General features: G+C 69.7%; 14 protein-coding genes and 2 pseudogenes. 9 read left to right on the forward strand and 7 right to left on the reverse strand.

Translation table 11 applies throughout. From position 1 onward, the window contains the following. The 5 genes from ACFKCF_RS58685 to ACFKCF_RS58705 all read left to right on the forward strand — a co-directional run. Nucleotides 1-887: hypothetical protein (locus ACFKCF_RS58685; protein ID WP_394505864.1), on the forward strand; the 887-nt coding region annotated here is incomplete at its 5' end. Nucleotides 888-975: 88 nt separating this feature from the next. Continuing rightward, the gene (locus ACFKCF_RS58690; RefSeq protein WP_394505866.1) at nt 976-1,500 is read left to right on the forward strand and encodes a hypothetical protein; all 525 of its coding nucleotides are present in this window, start codon (nt 976-978) and stop codon (nt 1,498-1,500) included. Continuing rightward, entirely contained in the window at nt 1,493-2,038 is a 546-nt protein-coding gene (locus ACFKCF_RS58695; protein ID WP_394505868.1) for a hypothetical protein, read from the forward strand. Before ACFKCF_RS58690 ends, ACFKCF_RS58695 begins: the two co-directional genes overlap by 8 nt. Nucleotides 2,039-2,096: 58 nt before the next feature. Beyond that, nucleotides 2,097-4,460, forward strand: a complete 2,364-nt coding sequence (locus tag ACFKCF_RS58700) for a right-handed parallel beta-helix repeat-containing protein (RefSeq protein ID WP_394505870.1) — start codon at nt 2,097-2,099, stop codon at nt 4,458-4,460. Nucleotides 4,461-4,614: 154 nt separating this feature from the next. After that, on the forward strand, nt 4,615-5,172 hold the full coding sequence (locus ACFKCF_RS58705; protein WP_394505872.1) for a phospholipase: 558 nt from the start codon (nt 4,615-4,617) through the stop codon (nt 5,170-5,172). On the opposite strand, the gene ACFKCF_RS58710 is transcribed toward ACFKCF_RS58705, so the two are convergent. Next, entirely contained in the window at nt 5,078-6,568 is a 1,491-nt protein-coding gene (locus ACFKCF_RS58710) for a site-specific integrase (protein WP_394505874.1), read from the reverse strand. The genes ACFKCF_RS58705 and ACFKCF_RS58710 overlap by 95 nt on opposite strands. 49 nt (nt 6,569-6,617) lie before the next feature. Beyond that, a pseudogene (locus ACFKCF_RS58715) lies at nt 6,618-6,956 on the reverse strand (alcohol dehydrogenase catalytic domain-containing protein); the annotation flags it as partial. Nucleotides 6,957-7,011: 55 nt separating this feature from the next. On the opposite strand from ACFKCF_RS58715, the gene ACFKCF_RS58720 reads away from it, so the two are divergent. Then, complete coding sequence (locus ACFKCF_RS58720; RefSeq protein WP_394505876.1) at nt 7,012-8,292, forward strand: LuxR C-terminal-related transcriptional regulator; 1,281 nt, start codon at nt 7,012-7,014, stop codon at nt 8,290-8,292. Between the two features lie 573 nt (nt 8,293-8,865). On the opposite strand, the gene ACFKCF_RS58725 is transcribed toward ACFKCF_RS58720, so the two are convergent. Next, nucleotides 8,866-9,498: a TetR/AcrR family transcriptional regulator gene (locus tag ACFKCF_RS58725; protein WP_394505878.1), complete on the reverse strand. Its 633-nt coding sequence runs from the start codon at nt 9,496-9,498 to the stop codon at nt 8,866-8,868. A gap of 225 nt (nt 9,499-9,723) precedes the next feature. Between ACFKCF_RS58725 and ACFKCF_RS58730 the strand changes: the two genes are divergently transcribed. Next, a complete protein-coding gene (locus tag ACFKCF_RS58730; protein ID WP_394505880.1) occupies nt 9,724-10,608 on the forward strand; it encodes a DUF2268 domain-containing protein in 885 nt (294 codons plus the stop codon). A 10-nt stretch (nt 10,609-10,618) separates the two neighbouring features. Beyond that, the gene (locus tag ACFKCF_RS58735; RefSeq protein WP_394505882.1) at nt 10,619-11,377 is read left to right on the forward strand and encodes a MerR family transcriptional regulator; all 759 of its coding nucleotides are present in this window, start codon (nt 10,619-10,621) and stop codon (nt 11,375-11,377) included. Between the two features lie 1,029 nt (nt 11,378-12,406). On the opposite strand, the gene ACFKCF_RS58740 is transcribed toward ACFKCF_RS58735, so the two are convergent. The 4 genes from ACFKCF_RS58740 to ACFKCF_RS58755 all read right to left on the reverse strand — a co-directional run bounded on the left by ACFKCF_RS58740 (nt 12,407) and on the right by ACFKCF_RS58755 (nt 16,019). Next, a complete protein-coding gene (locus ACFKCF_RS58740; protein WP_394505884.1) occupies nt 12,407-12,760 on the reverse strand; it encodes a hypothetical protein in 354 nt (117 codons plus the stop codon). A gap of 147 nt (nt 12,761-12,907) precedes the next feature. Continuing rightward, the gene (locus ACFKCF_RS58745) at nt 12,908-13,840 is read right to left on the reverse strand and encodes an amidohydrolase family protein (protein WP_394505886.1); all 933 of its coding nucleotides are present in this window, start codon (nt 13,838-13,840) and stop codon (nt 12,908-12,910) included. Beyond that, entirely contained in the window at nt 13,837-14,493 is a 657-nt protein-coding gene (locus ACFKCF_RS58750) for a TetR/AcrR family transcriptional regulator (protein WP_394505887.1), read from the reverse strand. Before ACFKCF_RS58750 ends, ACFKCF_RS58745 begins: the two co-directional genes overlap by 4 nt. Further along, a complete protein-coding gene (locus ACFKCF_RS58755) occupies nt 14,490-16,019 on the reverse strand; it encodes an N-acyl homoserine lactonase family protein (RefSeq protein ID WP_394505889.1) in 1,530 nt (509 codons plus the stop codon). The genes ACFKCF_RS58750 and ACFKCF_RS58755 overlap by 4 nt, the downstream gene beginning before the upstream one ends. A 304-nt stretch (nt 16,020-16,323) precedes the next feature. Here ACFKCF_RS58755 and ACFKCF_RS58760 point away from each other — a divergent pair. Further along, nucleotides 16,324-16,960 (forward strand): annotated as a pseudogene (locus ACFKCF_RS58760) (IS5 family transposase); the annotation flags it as partial. Between the last annotated feature and the right edge of the window lie 362 nt (nt 16,961-17,322).

The raw sequence follows: 17,322 nt of genomic DNA on the forward strand, positions 1-17,322 counted from the left end.
CGCCGGGCCTGACCCCCACGGCGCCGGGACAGGCGCTCGGAGTGGCCGACGCCGCGACGCTCGCGCGGCTGCGCGGGCTGGCCCGCGCGGTCTCCGAAGGCGAATGGAGTGGTGCGGCCGAGGAGCTGCGTGCCGAGGCGGCCCGGGCCGGCCTCGCGCCCGGCCAGGCCGGGGCCGCGCCCCGGTTGCTGGCGCTGGCGCGGGCGGGCGAGCTCTCCCCCGCCGACGTCACGGCGATCCGCGGTCATACGACGCTCCCGGAGACGGCCGCGGCCAGGGCCGTCGAGCGCGGCGCGGCGCTCATGGGCGCCCGGGTCCACGACTACGGCTCCGGCCTGCTGGACATCGTGATCCCCGGCCGCCCGCCCATCCCCGTCGAAGTGCGGCCGGCCCCGGTGGACGGCACTGCGGGTGACCCGCAGCCGGGCATGCTGAGCCTCCAGGTCGACGGCCACCTGACGATCGGCGCGAACGAGCGCGTCGCCGCCGCGACGGCCGCCGGGGCGGTCGCCCGTACGCTGGGCGCGACGGCCGCAGGCGACCACGCGGCCCTGGCCGAGCTGTACGAGGCCGTGCGCCAGGCGCGCGCGGCCACCACCCGCCAGCGGCCGGCCCGGCTCGGCGTGCTCCACGACCTGCTCGCCACCACCCGCCCCCAGGTGTGGCGGCTCGTCCCGCAGCCGCTGGCCACCGAGCTAGCCAGGCTGGCGGACGGCGCGCGTCCCCGGGACTGGCCGGCGTACATGGACCATCTGCGCGCGATCGCCAACGCGACCGGCTGGTACGCGCCGGAAGAGGAGGACTGCCGGTGCCCCGCCGACGGTCCGTGCGAGTGCGGCCTGCGCGCCGGACAGGCACCTGCCGTGACGCGCACGATGGCGGTGTGAGCGGGCGGTGTGAGCGGGCGGTGTGAGCGGGCGGTGTGAGCGGGATCGCGCGTTCCGGCATGATGGGACTCCCGAGGAGAGGACGGCTATGGCATTCGCGGTGGCGCGGACGAGGGATGAGGCGCATCTCTACCTCGACCTGCACCCGTGCACCTGTGGGTCGGTCGACACGACCTGGCACAGCGGGCTGGTCAGCGTCGAGGAAGGGCTGGTCAACCGCTATTCCGGCGTGTGCGGGGAGTGCGGGACCGCCCGCGAATACCTGTTCGGCGTGCCGGAGCGTCCCGTGCTGCCCACCGGTTATCCGACCTTCGGCGGGGCGGAGCCGTCCGAGCTGCTCGACGCGGGCGAATGGTTGTGGGTGGCCGACCTGAGCGCGGGCAACGTGCCGGTGGACGACCAGGCCGAGGCCCGGCGCACGCTGCGGGTCGCGACCGCGGCCGTCGAGGAGGTCGTCAAGTTCGTGCCGCCCGGGGCGGACGCGGTGCCCGACGACGGGTTCTGGTCCGAGCGCGGGCAGCGGCTGCGGGCGGCCGACCCGGGCAGGTTCCAGCTCGACCGGCTGCTCGTCGTCCGGGACACCTACCAGGACCTGGCGGGCCGGCATGCCTGAGCGCGGTCTGGCCCGGTCCCTCGTGGAGGCGTACGTCTACTTCGACCTCGCGGCCGGCGGCGAGGCGGGCGCGTCGCGCCGGGCGGTGGTCGAGCAGGACGCGGAGGGCTGGGTGGTGCGGCTCGGCGCCACGGAGGTCCTGGTTCCCGAGGAGGCCGAGGTCGTGGCGAGGCAGGCGGGGCTGATCTTCGGCTCCGGCCTCTCCGAGCTGATCGACCCCGGCCAGTGGGTGCTCATCGCCGCCACCTACGCGAGCCGGGCACTGGAGGGCGCGCTGTTCTTCGCCGCGGACCCCTCCGGCTCCGAGGCGTTCGGCAAGGTCGAGACCGACTGGCGCTTCGCCGCCGACGCCGTGGCCGAGGCGCTGAAGTTCTTCCCCGGCGGCGCCGCCGAGCTGCCCCCTGACACCTTCTGGAGCGAGATGGGCAGGGCGTTGCGGGAGTCCGAGCCCCATCGCCTCACCAGGCAGAAGCTGGAGAGCGATCTCGCCTTCTACCGCCAGAGCCTGGACGACTTCCGCCTTCTTCACGACCGCTGAGGGCGGGTCTCGGTCAAACGATTGATCTCCGGGTCACATCCGTAATATTTTATCGATTATGGTGCGACGCAGTCGAACGAGAAGTGCCCTGGCGGTCCTGTTCGCGGTCTTACCGGCGCTCGCCGCGACGAAAGCCACGGCGGCGGCCGCCCCGCTCACCGTGTACGTGTCACCGGACGGCAGGGACGGGGCCCGCGGCACCCGGCAGGACCCGTTCGCCACCGTCGAGCAGGCCCGCGACGCGCTGGCGGGGCGGACGAGCGCCCGCTCTCCTGGCGTCGTCCGCATCAGAGGCGGCGTCTATCGGACGTCCAGGACCATCCAGCTCAGCGGGGAGCGCAACTCCTACGTCACCTATGCCGCCTATCCGGGCGAGCGGGCGGAGTTCGCCGGGGTCACCACGCTCTCGCCGGAGAAGTTCCGCAGGCTGAACGACCTCCCGGCGGGCGAGGCCAAGTGGTCGTCGAGGTCGCGGGTCCGGGACTCGGTGTCCGGGCACGTCTACGTCTACGACCTGGGCGCCGAGGGCATCCCGGCCGGGCGGCTCGACAAGAACGGGTTCAACTGGAAGCCGCAGCCGTACGCGCCCGAGTTGATCACCGACGACGTGGCGCAGACCCTGGCGCAGTACCCCGACGGCGGCGAGAAGCTGGACCGCGCCGACCTGATCGTCAAGGAGGCCCCGAAGGGCGCCCGCGACTACTTCTCGGACAAGACCGCGGACGGCACCACTATGCCCTACGAGGACATGCTGAAGCTGCCCGGCCCCGTCTACACCGCCGTCGACGCCGCGCTCAGGGAGCGCTCCGCCACGTGGGCCCCGCCCGGCGGGAGCCCCGACCACACGACGTACGAGACCGACGGCTGGCTGTCCGGATATTTCGGCAACAACTACGCCAACGACCGCGTACGCATCGACTCCGTCAACGGCGACGAGCTCCGGACGCGCTACCCCACGATGTACGCCGCCACGGACAAGTGGACGTCGTTCGTGGCCCAGAACGTGCTCAGCGAGCTGGACGCCGAGGGCGAGTACTACATCGACCGCTGGAACGGCGGCGACGTCCTCTACTACTACCCGCCCGGCGGCACGGTCGAGGGCAAGCGGATCAGCCTGACCTCCTTCGACGCCCCGTTCTTCACGCTGGAGAACGTGACGGGGGTGACGCTCAAGGGCCTACGGCTCAACGGCACGACCGGCACCGGCGTACGCCTGCTCGACGCGAAGTCGTGCACCATCGACGGCCTGGAGATCCTCAACGTCAGCATGGACGCGGTCGCGATCGGCGAGGCCAGCGACGCGATCACGGCCATCGCCGAGTACCGCACCAGCCGGGGCGGCCACCGCAACCGGGTGGTCAACAGCAGACTGCACGACCTGGGCGGCGGCGGGGTGTTCACAGCCGGCGGCGACCGCGACTCGCTGGAGCGCGGCGACCACGTCGTGGAGCACAACGAGATCTACGACTTCTCCAAGCTCGCCACCTACACCCCGGCGGGCTACCTGTACGGCGTCGGCAACACCTTCAGGTACAACAACGTCCACGACGCGCCGCACATGGCCATCCAGATCATGGGCAACGACATGGAGATCAGTCACAACAGGTTCGAGAACCTCGTGACGCACGCCTCGGACCAGGGGGTGATCTACGCGGGCCGCGACTACACGTACCTGAACAACGTGATCTCCTACAACCTCTTCAGGAACGTCGGACCGGCCGGCAACCAGGCCGTCTACATGGACGACGGGATGTCGGGGATGGTGATCCACCACAACTTCTTCGACGGGGCCCAGCACGGCCTGTTCTACCAGTCGGGGCACAGCAACGTCGCGACCGACAACGTGTTCAAGGACGTGACGTACGTGGGGCACGACAAGCTCTACCACGAGAGCGGCGGGCGGCTGCCGGTGCCCAACTCCAAGGTCGTGGTCGAGCGCTTCAACGACATGCTGAAGGCCGGCGACGGCACCGGCTTCACCAACACGCGCGAGAACGTCGAGAAGTGGTACCGGCACTACGGCCGCCAGTACCCGAACATCCGGTCCTGGTACGTCCCGGCGGACTCGAGCGGCCGGATCTGCACCGCCGTCGGCGCCACCGAGTGCACGGAGACGTACGTCTGGCGGGATCCGGACTCCGTGTACGTGCCCTCCCACAACGTGCTGACCCGGTCGGTGAGCATCGCGTCGGGCGGCTTCGCCTACACCGACGACGCCGGCGGCCTGAGCAACAAGACCTTCAACCCGGACTTCGACTCCTACAACGTCAGGAAGGACACCGCCGCCGGATTCGCCTTCGACCCGGCCACGGGGAAGTTCGACGCGGCCGCCACGCCGCTGAACTCGGCCGAGGGCTTCGGCCCGAGGTGGGTGCGGGAGTGGAACGCGCGCTTCACCCTGGAGGGCATCGGACCTCACTGACTCAACGACTGACAGAAAAGCGGCGCCCTGTAAAGATCGAGACTCGGCGAACCCTTCTTTCGGAATTGAGCAAGATCTGCTTCTGCCCTTCGGAGTGGTTTCGGGTCATCGTGAGGACGTGCATCCCACCCCCCGGCAACAGGAGCAGGTCCTCATGGTCAGACGATCCCGCGCGCTACTCGCCGCTTTCGCCCTCTCTGTGATCACCGTACTCGGGTTCGCGTTGCCGGCCCACGCGGTGACCATGGAGCAGAAACTCGCCGCCCTTTCCGGGTTCTCCCAGCCCACCGCCGCCAGCGCCTCTTCCTGGCGGGCCGCCTGGGAGAACCAGGCCGCCTGGGCCGACTACGCCTTCGACTGGTCGACCGACCTGTGCTCGAGCAGCCCGGACCAGCCGCTCGGCTTCGATTTCCGGATGCCGTGCCGAAGGCACGATTTCGGCTACCGCAACTACAAGGACGTGAGCCAGTTCCCGGCGAACAAGTCACGCATCGATGACTCGTTCTACTACGACATGAAGCAGGTGTGCGCCAAGTACTCGGGCGTCTCCAAGTCCACCTGCAACGGCCTCGCCTGGACGTACTACCAGGCGGTCAAGGAGTTCGGGAACCTCAACGTCACCCAGGAGCAGATCCAGGAGGTGCAGCAGGAGGCGCAGCTGAGCGCCCAGAACGCCCAGGACGCGGAGAACGCGGAGAACGTCGGGTCCTGACAGCGAAAAGGGCGGGGATGCCTTGGCATCCCCGCCCTTTTCGTGTGGTGCGCCGCCAGGGACTCGAACCCCGGACCCGCTGATTAAGAGCCAGTGGCTCTTGTGTCGGATGCTTACGCAATGTGCCCGACGCGTCGCTCCATACAGAAATGCCTGTTTCAGGGATGTCCGAAAATGTCGCTTGGTGTTTCAGGGTGCCGTTAGCCGAAGAGCAACCATCGAGCAACCGGCGGTGGGATTGCGTGGCCTTGACCATTCCGATTTGATCGGATCTGGGGTATCGGTCTCGCCTCATAGGTGCTCCTGGAAGGTCCCCTTGGTGATGACGAGACCCGCCGCGGACACCGTTGAGAACGTGCATCACGCCGTTGGCGTGCGGTAAGCGCTGCGCAGGTCCTCCCGCCCCGCTCACCCCACGCCTACGTGAGGTGTCCACGCCTGAAGGAGCCCTGATGGCCGACCGTGAACGAAGCATTGCCGCGTCGCCTGAGGGAGGCCGCATCCAGCCGAACCCGAGATTGCCATGTACGACGAGCGTGTACGGCGCAGCCGGTGGCGGCAAGGACATCACTCCGCCGGCCGGGATGGTGCGGCCCTGGTGGGCACGGTCTTCAACGCGTGCGCGATGGTCAACGTTGTTGCCCAGAATCGAGCGGCGCGGGATGCGCCGTCCGGGAGGTACTGGACGGGGCGCAGGTGCGGGAGATCCGGTGAGGAAGGCAGCGGTTGCCTCGGCTGCCGCGGCGGCGGCTTCGGGGTAGATGCTGGTGTAGGTGTCGCGGGTGAACGCCGAGGAGGTGTGCCCGAGGGTCTCCTGCACGATCTTGATGTCCACTCCGGCCGCGAGCATGGCGGTCGCGGCGCCGTGGCGCAGGTCATGCAGCCGGATCGGCGGCAACCCTGCTTGATAGCAGATGCCGTAGAAGCGGTCGGTGACGTGCTGGGGGTGCAGGGGCCGGCCGATCTCGTGGGTGAAGACGAACCCGGACTCGATCCAGTCCTCGCCTGCGGCCAGCCGTTCCCGCCTCTGGCGTTTGTCGTGCTCCTTCAGAAGGAGCATCGTCTCGGCGTCGACGGCGATCTCGCGGTCGCTGGCATCGGTCTTCGGGGCGCCCTGGATCGGCTCCCAGCCGAGCTGGGTGATCTGCCAGTGGATCCCGATCTGCCCAGTGGAGTAGTTGACATCCGGCTTGCGCAGACCCACGCCTTCCCCGCGTCGCAGGCCGCGCGTAGCGATCAGCCGGAACAGGACGAACAGCCGATCCTTGCGGGCGTAGGCAAGGAACGCCTTCGTCTGCTCGGCCGGTCGATCGCTGGCAGTTCGACCACGGAGACGGGGTCGGGGACAGAGCGCGCGGCCGGTGGACGATCTCGGGCCCCTCGCCGACCAGCGCATACTCGGCGATCATCCCGGAGGCCGCGCCTGCATAGGCGATCACCTCGTCACCGGCCGCGAACCGCGTCACGCCTTCTACCACGGCCGCCACCGCCCCGGTGGCGTCCACGCCGGGCACGAACGGGTGCGTCACCGGGAACATCGCACGCAGCTCACCCGTGACCAGCTTCACCTCGATGGGGTTGAGCGCCGCAGCCTGCACGCGGACCTGCACCTGGCCAGGGCCGGGTGACGGGTCGGGCACGTCATGGACGCGCAGCTGCTCGAGGGGCCGTAGGCAGCGGCGACGAGAGCTTTCATGATCAGCTGCTCCTGATGTGGCGGCGAATCGGACAGTGCAAGCCTGCTCGCCGCCCGCCCTCCCGCTCACCGTCCGTCCGGGCGGCATCTGCTACCCGAACGGGCAGCGACCTCCCTTGCCCAGCGTCGCCTAGCATCAGCGCATGGACCTGCCCGACCCGCGTACCGCGCTGGCGGCCGCCGCGTCCGTGCTGCGGGCGCCGACCGGCGCCATGCTCGAACCGCTGTCACAGGCGCTGGCCGAGTTCCTGCCGCACCGGGCGGTGGCCGTGCTCACCGGCGACTGCGCCCGGCATCCCATGAAGGCCCACGGCGAGGCGGCGATCACCGAGAAGATCACCAGCGCCGAGCTGGCCCGCGTGGGCGGCACGGTCGGCGTGGGCCAGCCCTGGTCCGGCCGGGCGCGCCTGGCCGGCGAGGACCTGCCGGTGCTGGCTGTCGCCTCCCGCCCGGCCGGGGCCTCCGGCGGCCTGCTCGTGGTGGTGACCGCCGGCGGGGACGCGCCCACCGGCCCGCCAGCCGAGCTGGTGCAGCGGCTGTGGGACCTGGTCGCCCTGCAGCTGATGCACCGGGCCGAGAACCTGCCCCCCGCCGACCTGACCGGCAACCGGGTGGCCGCCGGCGAGCGGGCCCGCGTCATCGCCGAGCTCACCAGCACTCACGCCGCCACACTGCAATCCCTGCTCGGCACCTTGCGCAGCCGTACGCTCGACGACGCCGCCGCCCGGCGCACCGCCACCGACCTGGCCGTGTCAGCGTTGATCGAGTTGCGCGCCGCGGCCGACCTGGATTCCACGCTGAGCGAGGAGCCGGCTGGGGCGGCCTTCGAGCGGCTGGCAGGCAAGCTGGCACCGCTGGCCCGCCACAGCCAGGTGTCGCTGGAGCTGGCCGGGCCGCGCGACCGCGACCGCGCCCTGCCGTCCGACATCGCCAACACCGCCCAGGCCCTGGTACGGGGCGCCGTGGTCACCATGCTCGAGCAGGACGGCCTGAGCAGAGTTCGCGTGTCCTGGGAGCCGGAGGAGTCCGACCTTCACCTCGTCGTCCGTGACGACGGGCCGGGCACGCTTGCGGCCGGGGCGCTTGCCCTGCGCCGTCTGGCGGAGCTGGCAGCCGCCGTGGACGGTCGTCTCTCCGTGGACGCCGTCCCCGGCTGGGGCACGACGATCAGTGCCGCGCTGCCGCTCTCCCCGCCCGCGCCCCCGACCTCGGACGCCGCCCTGGCGGCGCTCAGGCCACGCGAGCTCGAGGTGCTCGAACGGCTGGCGCGCGGCCTGCGCAACCGGCAGATCGCCGAAGACCTGCTGATCAGCGAACACACCGTGAAGTTCCACGTGGCCAACATCCTGGCCAGGCTCGGCGTGGGCACCCGTACCGAGGCCGCCGCCCTCGCTCACGCCTCCGGTCTAGCCACGCCGGCTTGACCGCGCCGGGCAACGCCCGGCCGCCGTGCTCGCTACGCCGACATCGGCCGTGGAGGTTTTCACAGTCCTGGGGCCGTGCTGAGCGCGCTGATCGCGGCACTCAGCAGCAGGGGCGCGCTCATGATGGGTCAGGCTGATCGGCTGCTGAATATGTGAACGCCGCGCAGGTGTGGCACCACCGACCCGAGCACGATCAGTTGGACGACGCACGACGAAGGCCACACCGATGTCGTTCAGCAGCAGCAGGAAATGCGCCGCCACCACCACCGCGACCCACCATGCCATTTACGGGGGCTCGCCGCGCCAGGCCGGCACGAGGCACCCGGCCCGATGGTTATCCGGGGTTGTCAAGCGAACTAGCTGGTCAGCAGCTCGAAGGCATGTCAGGCACGTAAGGCAATTAGCCCGGTTCAGGTTTCATCGGAACCACAGGGGCGGCTCGTTCGAGTATTCACTTGCTTCGCCCGTTTCGCCGGGTGTCGTGTCCGTGATGAGCCGGCGGTCGGTGAGTCGTTCAGCTCCGTCAGGCTCCGGTCTCCTGGGTTAGGAGCGCTCATTGGCTTTGAGCGGGGCTCATGCGGGTGGGGTCGGCGCGTTAGCGATGGGCCGTAGCGCGGCGCAGGCGAACCGGGCGAGTCGTTCGGGCAGGTCGTGCGGGTCATGGTGACAGATGAACAGCCACGACATCACGGTGCCGCCAAACATCGCGTGGAACAGATCGACGTCGGGCAGGTGCGCCAGCTCGCCGCGGCGCACCGCGCGCTCCAGCAGCTCGGCATTTCCGCCACGTTCCGGCTCCACGAAGGTCGTGGTGAACCGTGCGGCAAGTGCCAGATCGGCCGCGGCCTCGCTGAGCAGGTTCATCAGCGCGGTGGCGGCTCCCGGGGTGCTCAGATGTCCGACGATCATCTGTGCCAGTGCGGTCAGGTCACCCAGCAGCGATCCGGTGTCGGGCGGTACCTGCAGCGTCTTTCCGTGGATGATCGCGGCGAAGGCCATCTCGTGTTTGGTGGCGTACCGCCGGTAGATCGACGCCTTGCCGATTCCCGCACGCTCGGCCACGGCGGCCACCGTCATGCCCGCGTATCCGACCTCTTCCAGCAGCTCGGTGACGGCGGCGGTGATGGCCGCATCTACTCGGGTGTCGCGTGGCCGTCCGGCCTGTTGCCTGCTTGCGCGCCAGGCTGAGCGTGAGCAGGGCCGCAACCTCGGTCAGCGCGGAGAGAGCCACCAGGTACAGCGGCCCCCACATGGTCGTGCCCCTCCACCGGCCACCGCGCCCAACAGTGGTCCTGCTCCGACCTACATCGCGGCTCCGGACGCGTTCGGGGAGCGGGAAGGCCGGGACTGGGTGACGGCATGGCAACCATACCCGGCGAAGAGCGCCGCTGTTTGACCTTGACGCTGCGTCAACTTCTAGCATCGGGGGCCATGTCGATCACTGTTCTTGACACCTACTCCGCCATGCGGCGGATCCTGCTGGCCCCGGTCGCGGAGCGTGCTGACCTGCTGCGTTCGATGCTGGAGGCCAACAGGGGCATGTACCGCTACTACCCCGGCGAGCTCGACCTGGTGGCCCTACACCTCCAATCGTCCGGGTTCCCCATCGACCGCGACGAGGAGCGTTGCCTCGACGCGCTCGAAACCCTGGCGGCGGCCGGAGCCTGGGAGCGGATGCAACGCGCCTTGGACGACGCTCTGGCCGTACTGCTGGAGGCGACGCCGGGGCTGGAGGTCCCGGACATCACCGTGCTGTTCGTCCTCGGCGATCCGGGTGACGAACACTTCATGGGTCCCTGCCTAGGAGTGACCGGGTTCGGCGGTATCTCGGGCAACATCGCCATCACGTTCTGGCCCTTCCCCGAGAACGTGGAGCGGCTGGAGGCCACCGCCGTGCACGAACTGCACCACAACCTGCGATGGGCCCCGGGTGGGGTCGTGTGGGACCCGATGACCGTCACGGTCGGCGAGCACATCGTCGGCGAGGGCCTGGCCGACGCCTTCGCCCGGCAGCTCTACGGCGACGAGCTCGGCCCCGCCCGCATCGGCGTGCCGCACCTGCACGATGACGAGGTCTTCGCCAAGGTGCTCACCGGGCTCGACGTGACAGGCATGCACAACTTCACCGCCTGGGCGCACGGCGACCCCGGCGCCGAGCACCTCGGTGTCACCCCGGTGGGGCTGCCGATGGGCGCCGGATACGCCGCGGGCAACCGGCTGGTCGACACCTACCTGGCGGCGACCGGGCAGACGGCGGCGCAGGCCCTGCACGCCGACAGCTCGGAGATCATCGCAGCCACGCTCCGCCGCAGGTGACACTGAAAGGATGGAGTGGACGATCCAGGAGCTCGCGGCGAGGGCCGGCATCACCAGCCGTACCCTGCGTCACTACGACCGCGTCGGACTCCTGGCCCCGTCCCGGGTCGGCGCGAACGGGTACCGCTACTACGACGCGGGCGCGGTCGCCCGGCTGCAGCGGATCCTGCTCATGCGCCGGCTCGGCATGGGCTTGCCGGCCATCGCCGAAGTCCTGGCCGAGGAGGTGGACACCTGCGACGGTCTCCGCGCCCACATCGCCGCACTGGAAGGGGAACGCGACCGCATCGAACGGCAGATCCGCTCGGTGCGGCACACGCTCGAGGCCCTGCAGGCGGGGGCGGAACCGCAGATGGACGTCATGTTGGCGGGGTTCAACGACCACTCCAAGGACGAGGTGATCTCACGCTGGGGCGAGCGCGTGTTCCAACTGAGCAACGACTGGTGGCACGGCAAGACCCTTGACCAGCAGCGGGCCTGGAAACAGGACACCGAGGACCTCGTCGCCGCATGGGCGGCCGCGGCGAAGGCCGGGATCTCACCGACCTCGGAGCGTGCCCAGACGCTGGCCGCCCGGCACGTCCGGTGGCTGAGCCAGATCCCCGGTACGCCCACAGCTGAGGGCGACCGGGAGCGCTCGATCGAGATGGTGAAGGGCCTGGGGGACATGTACGTCGACGACCCCCGCTTCACCGGCATGTACGACGACGCCGCCGGGGCGGCGTTCGTCCGCGACGCGCTGCAGGCGTACGCGCAGACCCGGATGTAGCCTCGACCTCGACCGCGTCATCGCCCTGCAGGGTCGAGACCAACCGCTCGCCGAGGTCACCGACGCCGAGATCGGCGCCGCGCTCGCCAAGCTGTGGGGCGAGCGCGCCGGCGACCTGGACCGCAACCGCCCCGTCGTCGCCGCCTGGCTGATCTTGGCCGCACCAAGAAGCACCGGGCAGCCGCACCCTCTGTCCCGGCCGCGGCTGAGCGCCGCAAGGAAAGCGCCGAGGAGACCCGCGCGGTCGCCCAAGACCACGATCCACCGGCTGCTGTCGCGCTATGACATCTCGCTGCGGGAGAAGACGCTGTGGCGGATGCAGTAAGAGACCGCGGTCCGGGCCGCGGAGATCCTAACGTCGAGGACCTCGACCTGGAGCATCGGCTTGCCCCGTCCGTTCCAAGGGCGGCGCCGTCGAGTGGGTGTACTGCGGCACCGGCATCGCCCACCTACTGCCCCGCCCACTCCGCCCGACGGCACCTCACGCACCCGCGTCCCGCTTCCGCCGCGATATCAAGATGCTCGCCAAGCGCGGTCGCTCGGTGTTTCTCGGCACGGCGATGCCGACGCGCGCCACGGCGGTCGAGAACGCCCACGAGGCTTCTGAGACGCTCGGCCGCAGCGAGGGCAGATATGGGTTTCAGGGCTGGTCGCGCAACCCGAGCGGGGGTCGTAGATGCCGCTGCGATTAACCATACTTCATTGAACGCAGTATTGTTCTCGGGCATGCCAGGAAGATCCACATTGGCGCCGATCGTGATAGCCGCGTTCACTGCCTCCGACCGGGGTCGCAGGAGACGGGCCGCAGCGCGTCCAGGCGGACGACTGCGGCGGCAGTGCTCGACGCTAACCGCAAGTTATCGCTTGCGGCCGGACCCGCACGACCTACCAGATCGGACGGCAGTAGACTCGGACGCGAGCCATGGAAGAACCAGATCACGGTCCAGAAACGTTGCAGTCGGCTCCGTGGCAGCAGAGGCCGAGCTGGGGGATGAACATCCGGACCGCGTCCGGCTACCGTGATCACCGCTACGGTGCTTCTCCACCAGCGGTGTCGCTGCGCGTGCGGCCAGCTCCCATGAACTGGCGCAGGCGGTGGATGTCGCGCTGGTCGTCATCGACGGATCGCCGCCATGCCTGCGGGTCGATCCAATGGGCGATCGTAGCCTCGATGAGATGGCGCAGTTCGGCCAGGTCGCGGCCGTGACGGGCGGCGAACGAGGGCCAGCGCGGGTCCACGGCCTTGTCTGGCGCAGCAGGCATGGCATACGCGAGAGCCTGTTCGGGGGGAGTGCGATTTGTTCCACGCTCGACAAGCAGCCACCGGGTTCGGGCCAGCCAGTCGGTCAGGCTCGCCTGCTGGTCACGCTCCGCGGACAGCATTCAGCAACTCCAGCGCGCGGTTGATGGTGTGGGACGTTGCGTACGTGAACGCCGTTGTCGTCTGAGCTGAAGTCGGCTGACGCTCGGCCGTCCAGCCACGTTGACGAAGGTAACGTGGCCGGACGTGCTGGCAGCCGTGGGCGGAGGTCAGCGTCTGGCCTCAGACAGGCAGGGGAACAGCAGCCGGGCGTTGCGGTGGCCGATGTCGGTGGTGTCCTGGTCGGAATTCTGCAGGTGGCCGTTGAAGTAGGAGACGGCGAGTTCGGGGACGAAGGGCCAGTCGCTGGCGTACAGCACGTGCCCCGGCTTGGCGAACGCGAGCAGTGAGGGCAGCGCGGCCGGGCTGGCGGACAGGGCGGTGTCGAAGTAGAAGTCGGCGAAGTCGTCCAGGATGTGGTCCAGGTCCCGGCCGGTCTCGGCGAAGAGGGCCAGGGCCAGGCGGTGCGCCGCGTACGGGAGGAAGCCGCCGGCGTGCGCCAGGATGAACCTGATGTGCGGGAAGCGGCGCGGCACGTTGTGGCGGACCAGGTTGAAGGCGGCGCGGGTGGTATCGAGCAGGAAGTCGGCGGCGAACGGCGGGATGCCCGGCGCGGCGGGGCCGGGCAGGTCGGCAGGGTGCACGAGGACCACGGCGGAGCGGTCGTCCAGCGCCGTCATGAGCGGGTCCAGGGCCGGGTCGCCCAGGTAGAGGCCGCGGCTGTTGGCCAGCAGGATCACCCCGTCGGCGGCCAGTTCGTCGAGGGCGTGCGCGGCCTCGGTCACGGCGGCGTCCACGTCGGGCAGGGTGAGCGTGGCGAACAGCCCGAACCTGCCGGGATGAGCCTGGGCCAGCCTGGCGCCGAACTCGTTGATGGTGCGTGCCATGGCCGAGGCATCGGTGCCGTCGCCCAGATGCACGCCCGGGGTGCTGACGGACAGGATCGCGGCGGCGATGCCCTGGCGGTCCATCAACTCCAGCGCCAGTGCAGGGCTCCACTCAGGCAGCTCGCGCCCGCCGGGAGCGTGGACCCCATGCTCGCGCAGCCAGCGCGCGTAGTCGGCGGGGATCATGTGTTGCTGGACGTCGATGTATCCGGTCATGCGGGTTCTTGCCCTTCTTCCTGTCGATGGGGCACGTCGGGGAGCCGCAGCAGCCGGTCGGCTTGGCGGAGGACGGCCTGCAGGTACTGGCGTGTGGCGGCGGGGTCGGCTGGTGTGTCCGGGTTGATGAGCATGCGGTACATGGCCGCGCCGACGACCATGTCGATCACGGTGTCGATGTCGGCGTCGGCGGCCAGCCGGCCGTCGCGGCGGGCGCGTTCCAGCGCGGCGTGGATCAGCTGGCGGCGGGGCTGGATGTACTGCTCGCGGTAGGTGGCCAGCAGCGACGGCTGGGTGACGCTGGAGCCGATGAGCTGGGCGAGGATCGCCCGGAAGCGGGCGTCGCCGAAGGTGCGCATCCAGGAGTCCATGAGCCGTTCTTCGACCGGCTGCGTCGTGGCGTCTGTGGCGGCCCAGATGTCGTTCTCGGGGACGAGGGTGCGGGCCTGCTCGATCGCCTGGGTGAGCAGTTCCTCCTTCGATGACCAGCGCCGGTAGACGGTCACCTTGGCCACGCCGGCGCGCTTGGCGATCTGCTCGAAGTTCGCGCCCTCCAGGCCGCGCTCCACGAACAGCTCCAGCGCCGCCTTCATGATCGCCTCGTCGGCCTCGGGGTCACGGGGCCTGCCCCGGGTGCGCCGCGTAGAGGTCATCGGAGCCCCACCCGTCCCAAGCCCGTGCCGGACGCCGGCGGCACGAAGTGGGGGGTGTGCCCGGGCCGCAGCCGCCAGTCGGAGGTGAGGACGGCCTCCATGTATCGGCGCAACTCCCGCAGCCCCTCCTTGCCGGGCGTCCCGTGGGCGAACGCGGAGACGACCAGGTCGGATTGGTAGCGGGTGTTGTCGTGGGCGAACAACGGCACGGTGGCGGGGTCGGAGGCCAGCAGGGTCTGGATGCGCCGGGAGGCCTCGAGCTGGTGGGTCGTGTCGGCGCCGCCGATGGTCATTTGGCGGACCTGATCTGTGGCCAGGTGGGGCAATGTGTAGAGGGTGTCGCCCATGAACAGCACGTTGCCGGCGTCCAGGCGCAGGAGCACGCACATGTGGCCGGGCGAGTGGCCGGGGGTGGGCAGCAGGATGAGGCTGCCATCACCAAAGTGGTCCTGGCTGTCGGGGAAGGCGCCGAAGGCGCCGGAGTCGAAGGCGGGGAAGGAGAGGTTGTTCTTGACCAGGTCGAAGGAGTACGGGTAGACCGTGCCGTGTTCCCAGTCGCGGCGGTCCAGTACCACTGTTGCCTGGGCCAGGTAGCGTAGCCCTCCCGCGTGGTCGTCATGGACGTGGGTGAGGAACACGGTGGTGATCTCCTTGGCGTCGTAGCCGAGCCGGGCCAGGCGGACCCGCAGGTCCTGCTCGGGGGTCATCTGGTACTCGTCACGCTGGGTCAGCAGGCGCGAGACCATCTGGTTGTGGTTGTAGTACCCGTCGTGATCGTGGGCTTGTTCCCAGTTGACGCCGCTGTCGACCAGCATGAGGCCGTGCCGGGGGTGGTCGATGAGGTAGGCGTAGACGGGCACCGCGATCTGCGCCTTGTCCACAAGGGTGCGCAGGTAGCCATTCAGCCCTTCCCAGCCGTCCAGACCGCCGTAGAACTGGCCGTAGGTGACGATGGTGTCGCCGGTGTGAATCGGGAACACCCGCACGGCGCCGTCGGCGATCCGCCGCCGTGCGCCCGGGGCGCGCACGGCCGCTTGCCGCTCCTGCTCGCCCCGCGCCAGCGCCTCGAGTCGCTGCCGTTCCACCCGATCGACGGACAGTCCGCTCAGCACTCCCAGCACCAGCCCGGCACCGCCTGCTAGGAAGGCGCGCCTGGTGCTCCGGGAACCCCGGCCGCGCGCCGCCCGGCGTCCGCGCGGGAAAGTGGCCGCCGCCCATGCCAGGCAGGCGGTAGCGGCCAGGGCGAGCAGCATCGGCAGGTCCGTGACGTAGTAGACGACCCCGAGGTAGAGCCCCAGCGTGCCCAGGCCGACCGGAACCCCGAGGAACGCCAGCACCCGGCGCCACGTGGCCAGCCGGCCGAGCACACCGGGCCACAACAGCCCGATCACCAATCCGACCAGCAGCAGCCCATAGACGACCAGCAGCTGCACCGGCACGTCCTTCAACCGCAGGACAACCAACCAGGCAGCGCCGACCGCAAAGGCGGGAAGGAGTAACCCGATCTTGCCTGGAGACTTCAGCATCCGGCCACCTCATTTCGTAAACGCATACGGATGCGTTTACATAATAGTGCAGCCACGATCACCTCGCGCTGCAGTCCTGGTACGCAAGAAGCGGGGTGCACCGTCGCGTTCAGCGCCGAAACCATGGCGGCCGCCTACGGTGTGCTCTAGTTCCTCGTCCTGCAATCCAGACTGGGCCGTAAGCGGAAGGCTTCGACCCGATCTTGGCCAGGCGCCGACGAATGCTGCACCGAGATCCCTGCGGATTTAAGAGCTGGTTCTTAGATCCGCAAACTGAACGTGGCGATGTTGTCACGATAGGTGCATGGGGGGTGGTGACTTAACGAATGCCGAGTGGGAGCGGCTCCAGTCGCTGCTGCCCGAGGGTGACCAGCGAGGTGGTCGGTGGAATGACCACCGTACGACGATCAATGGTGTGTTGTATCGGACCCGTACCGGGCTGCCCTGGCGGGACCTGCCCGAACGGTTCGGTCCGTGGATCACGGTCTATAAACGGCACCGCCGCTGGTCGGCCGATGGCACCTAGCAGGCGCTGCTGACCGCGATCCAGGCCGAGCAGGACGCCGAGGGGCAGGTGGACTGGGACATCGCCGTGGACTCCACCACCGTCCGGGCGCACCAGCACGCGGCCGGCGCGCCCCGCACCCCACCGCCCGCGGCGCCCGGACGACAAAAGCGGGACGCCGCCGGGACAAACCAGGGCGATCCGGTGCTGGCCGCTTTGGCCGCCGGCTGGCGGAGGTGGTCAGGCTGGGGAGTGCTTAGGCCGCTCCCGGGGCGGGTTTACCACCAAGGTCCACCTGTCGGCGGACCGCCGCTGCCGGGCGCTGTCGCTGGTCCCGACACCGGGCCAGCACGGCGACAGCCCGCAGTTCCGGAAGGTGCTGGCCGCTATCCGCATCCCCCGGCTCGGGCCGGGCCGCCCGCGCGCCCGGCCCGACAGCCTGGTGGTGTAGCGCGTTCGGCGTCGAAGCCGGTGGGCCGTCCTCCGGCCAAGCCGCGTCTGAGCTCACACCGATGGCTCAAACTGGGTCGGCGCCTCCAGGGGGCGGCACCGGAACGATGGGACGCGCGTGCTGCAGTGACCGTCCTGACGATGCGGCACAGCACCGCATCAGCGTCCACGACCTGACCATGGGGTCGAACCGGCGCTGTTGGAATACTTCATTCGGTATGTATGATCGCAGACGAAAGTGGAGGGGAGTACTCCTTCGCGGCCGCGTCGTCATCACGGACTCGCCTCGGGGCCCGGTGCGGTCGGTCCGCGACGCCGCGGGCGGAGAAGACCTCCGACGGACGTGTC

Origin of the sequence: Nonomuraea sp. JJY05 (genome assembly GCF_043496855.1) — a bacterium.
In the GTDB taxonomy this organism is placed as follows: domain Bacteria; phylum Actinomycetota; class Actinomycetes; order Streptosporangiales; family Streptosporangiaceae; genus Nonomuraea.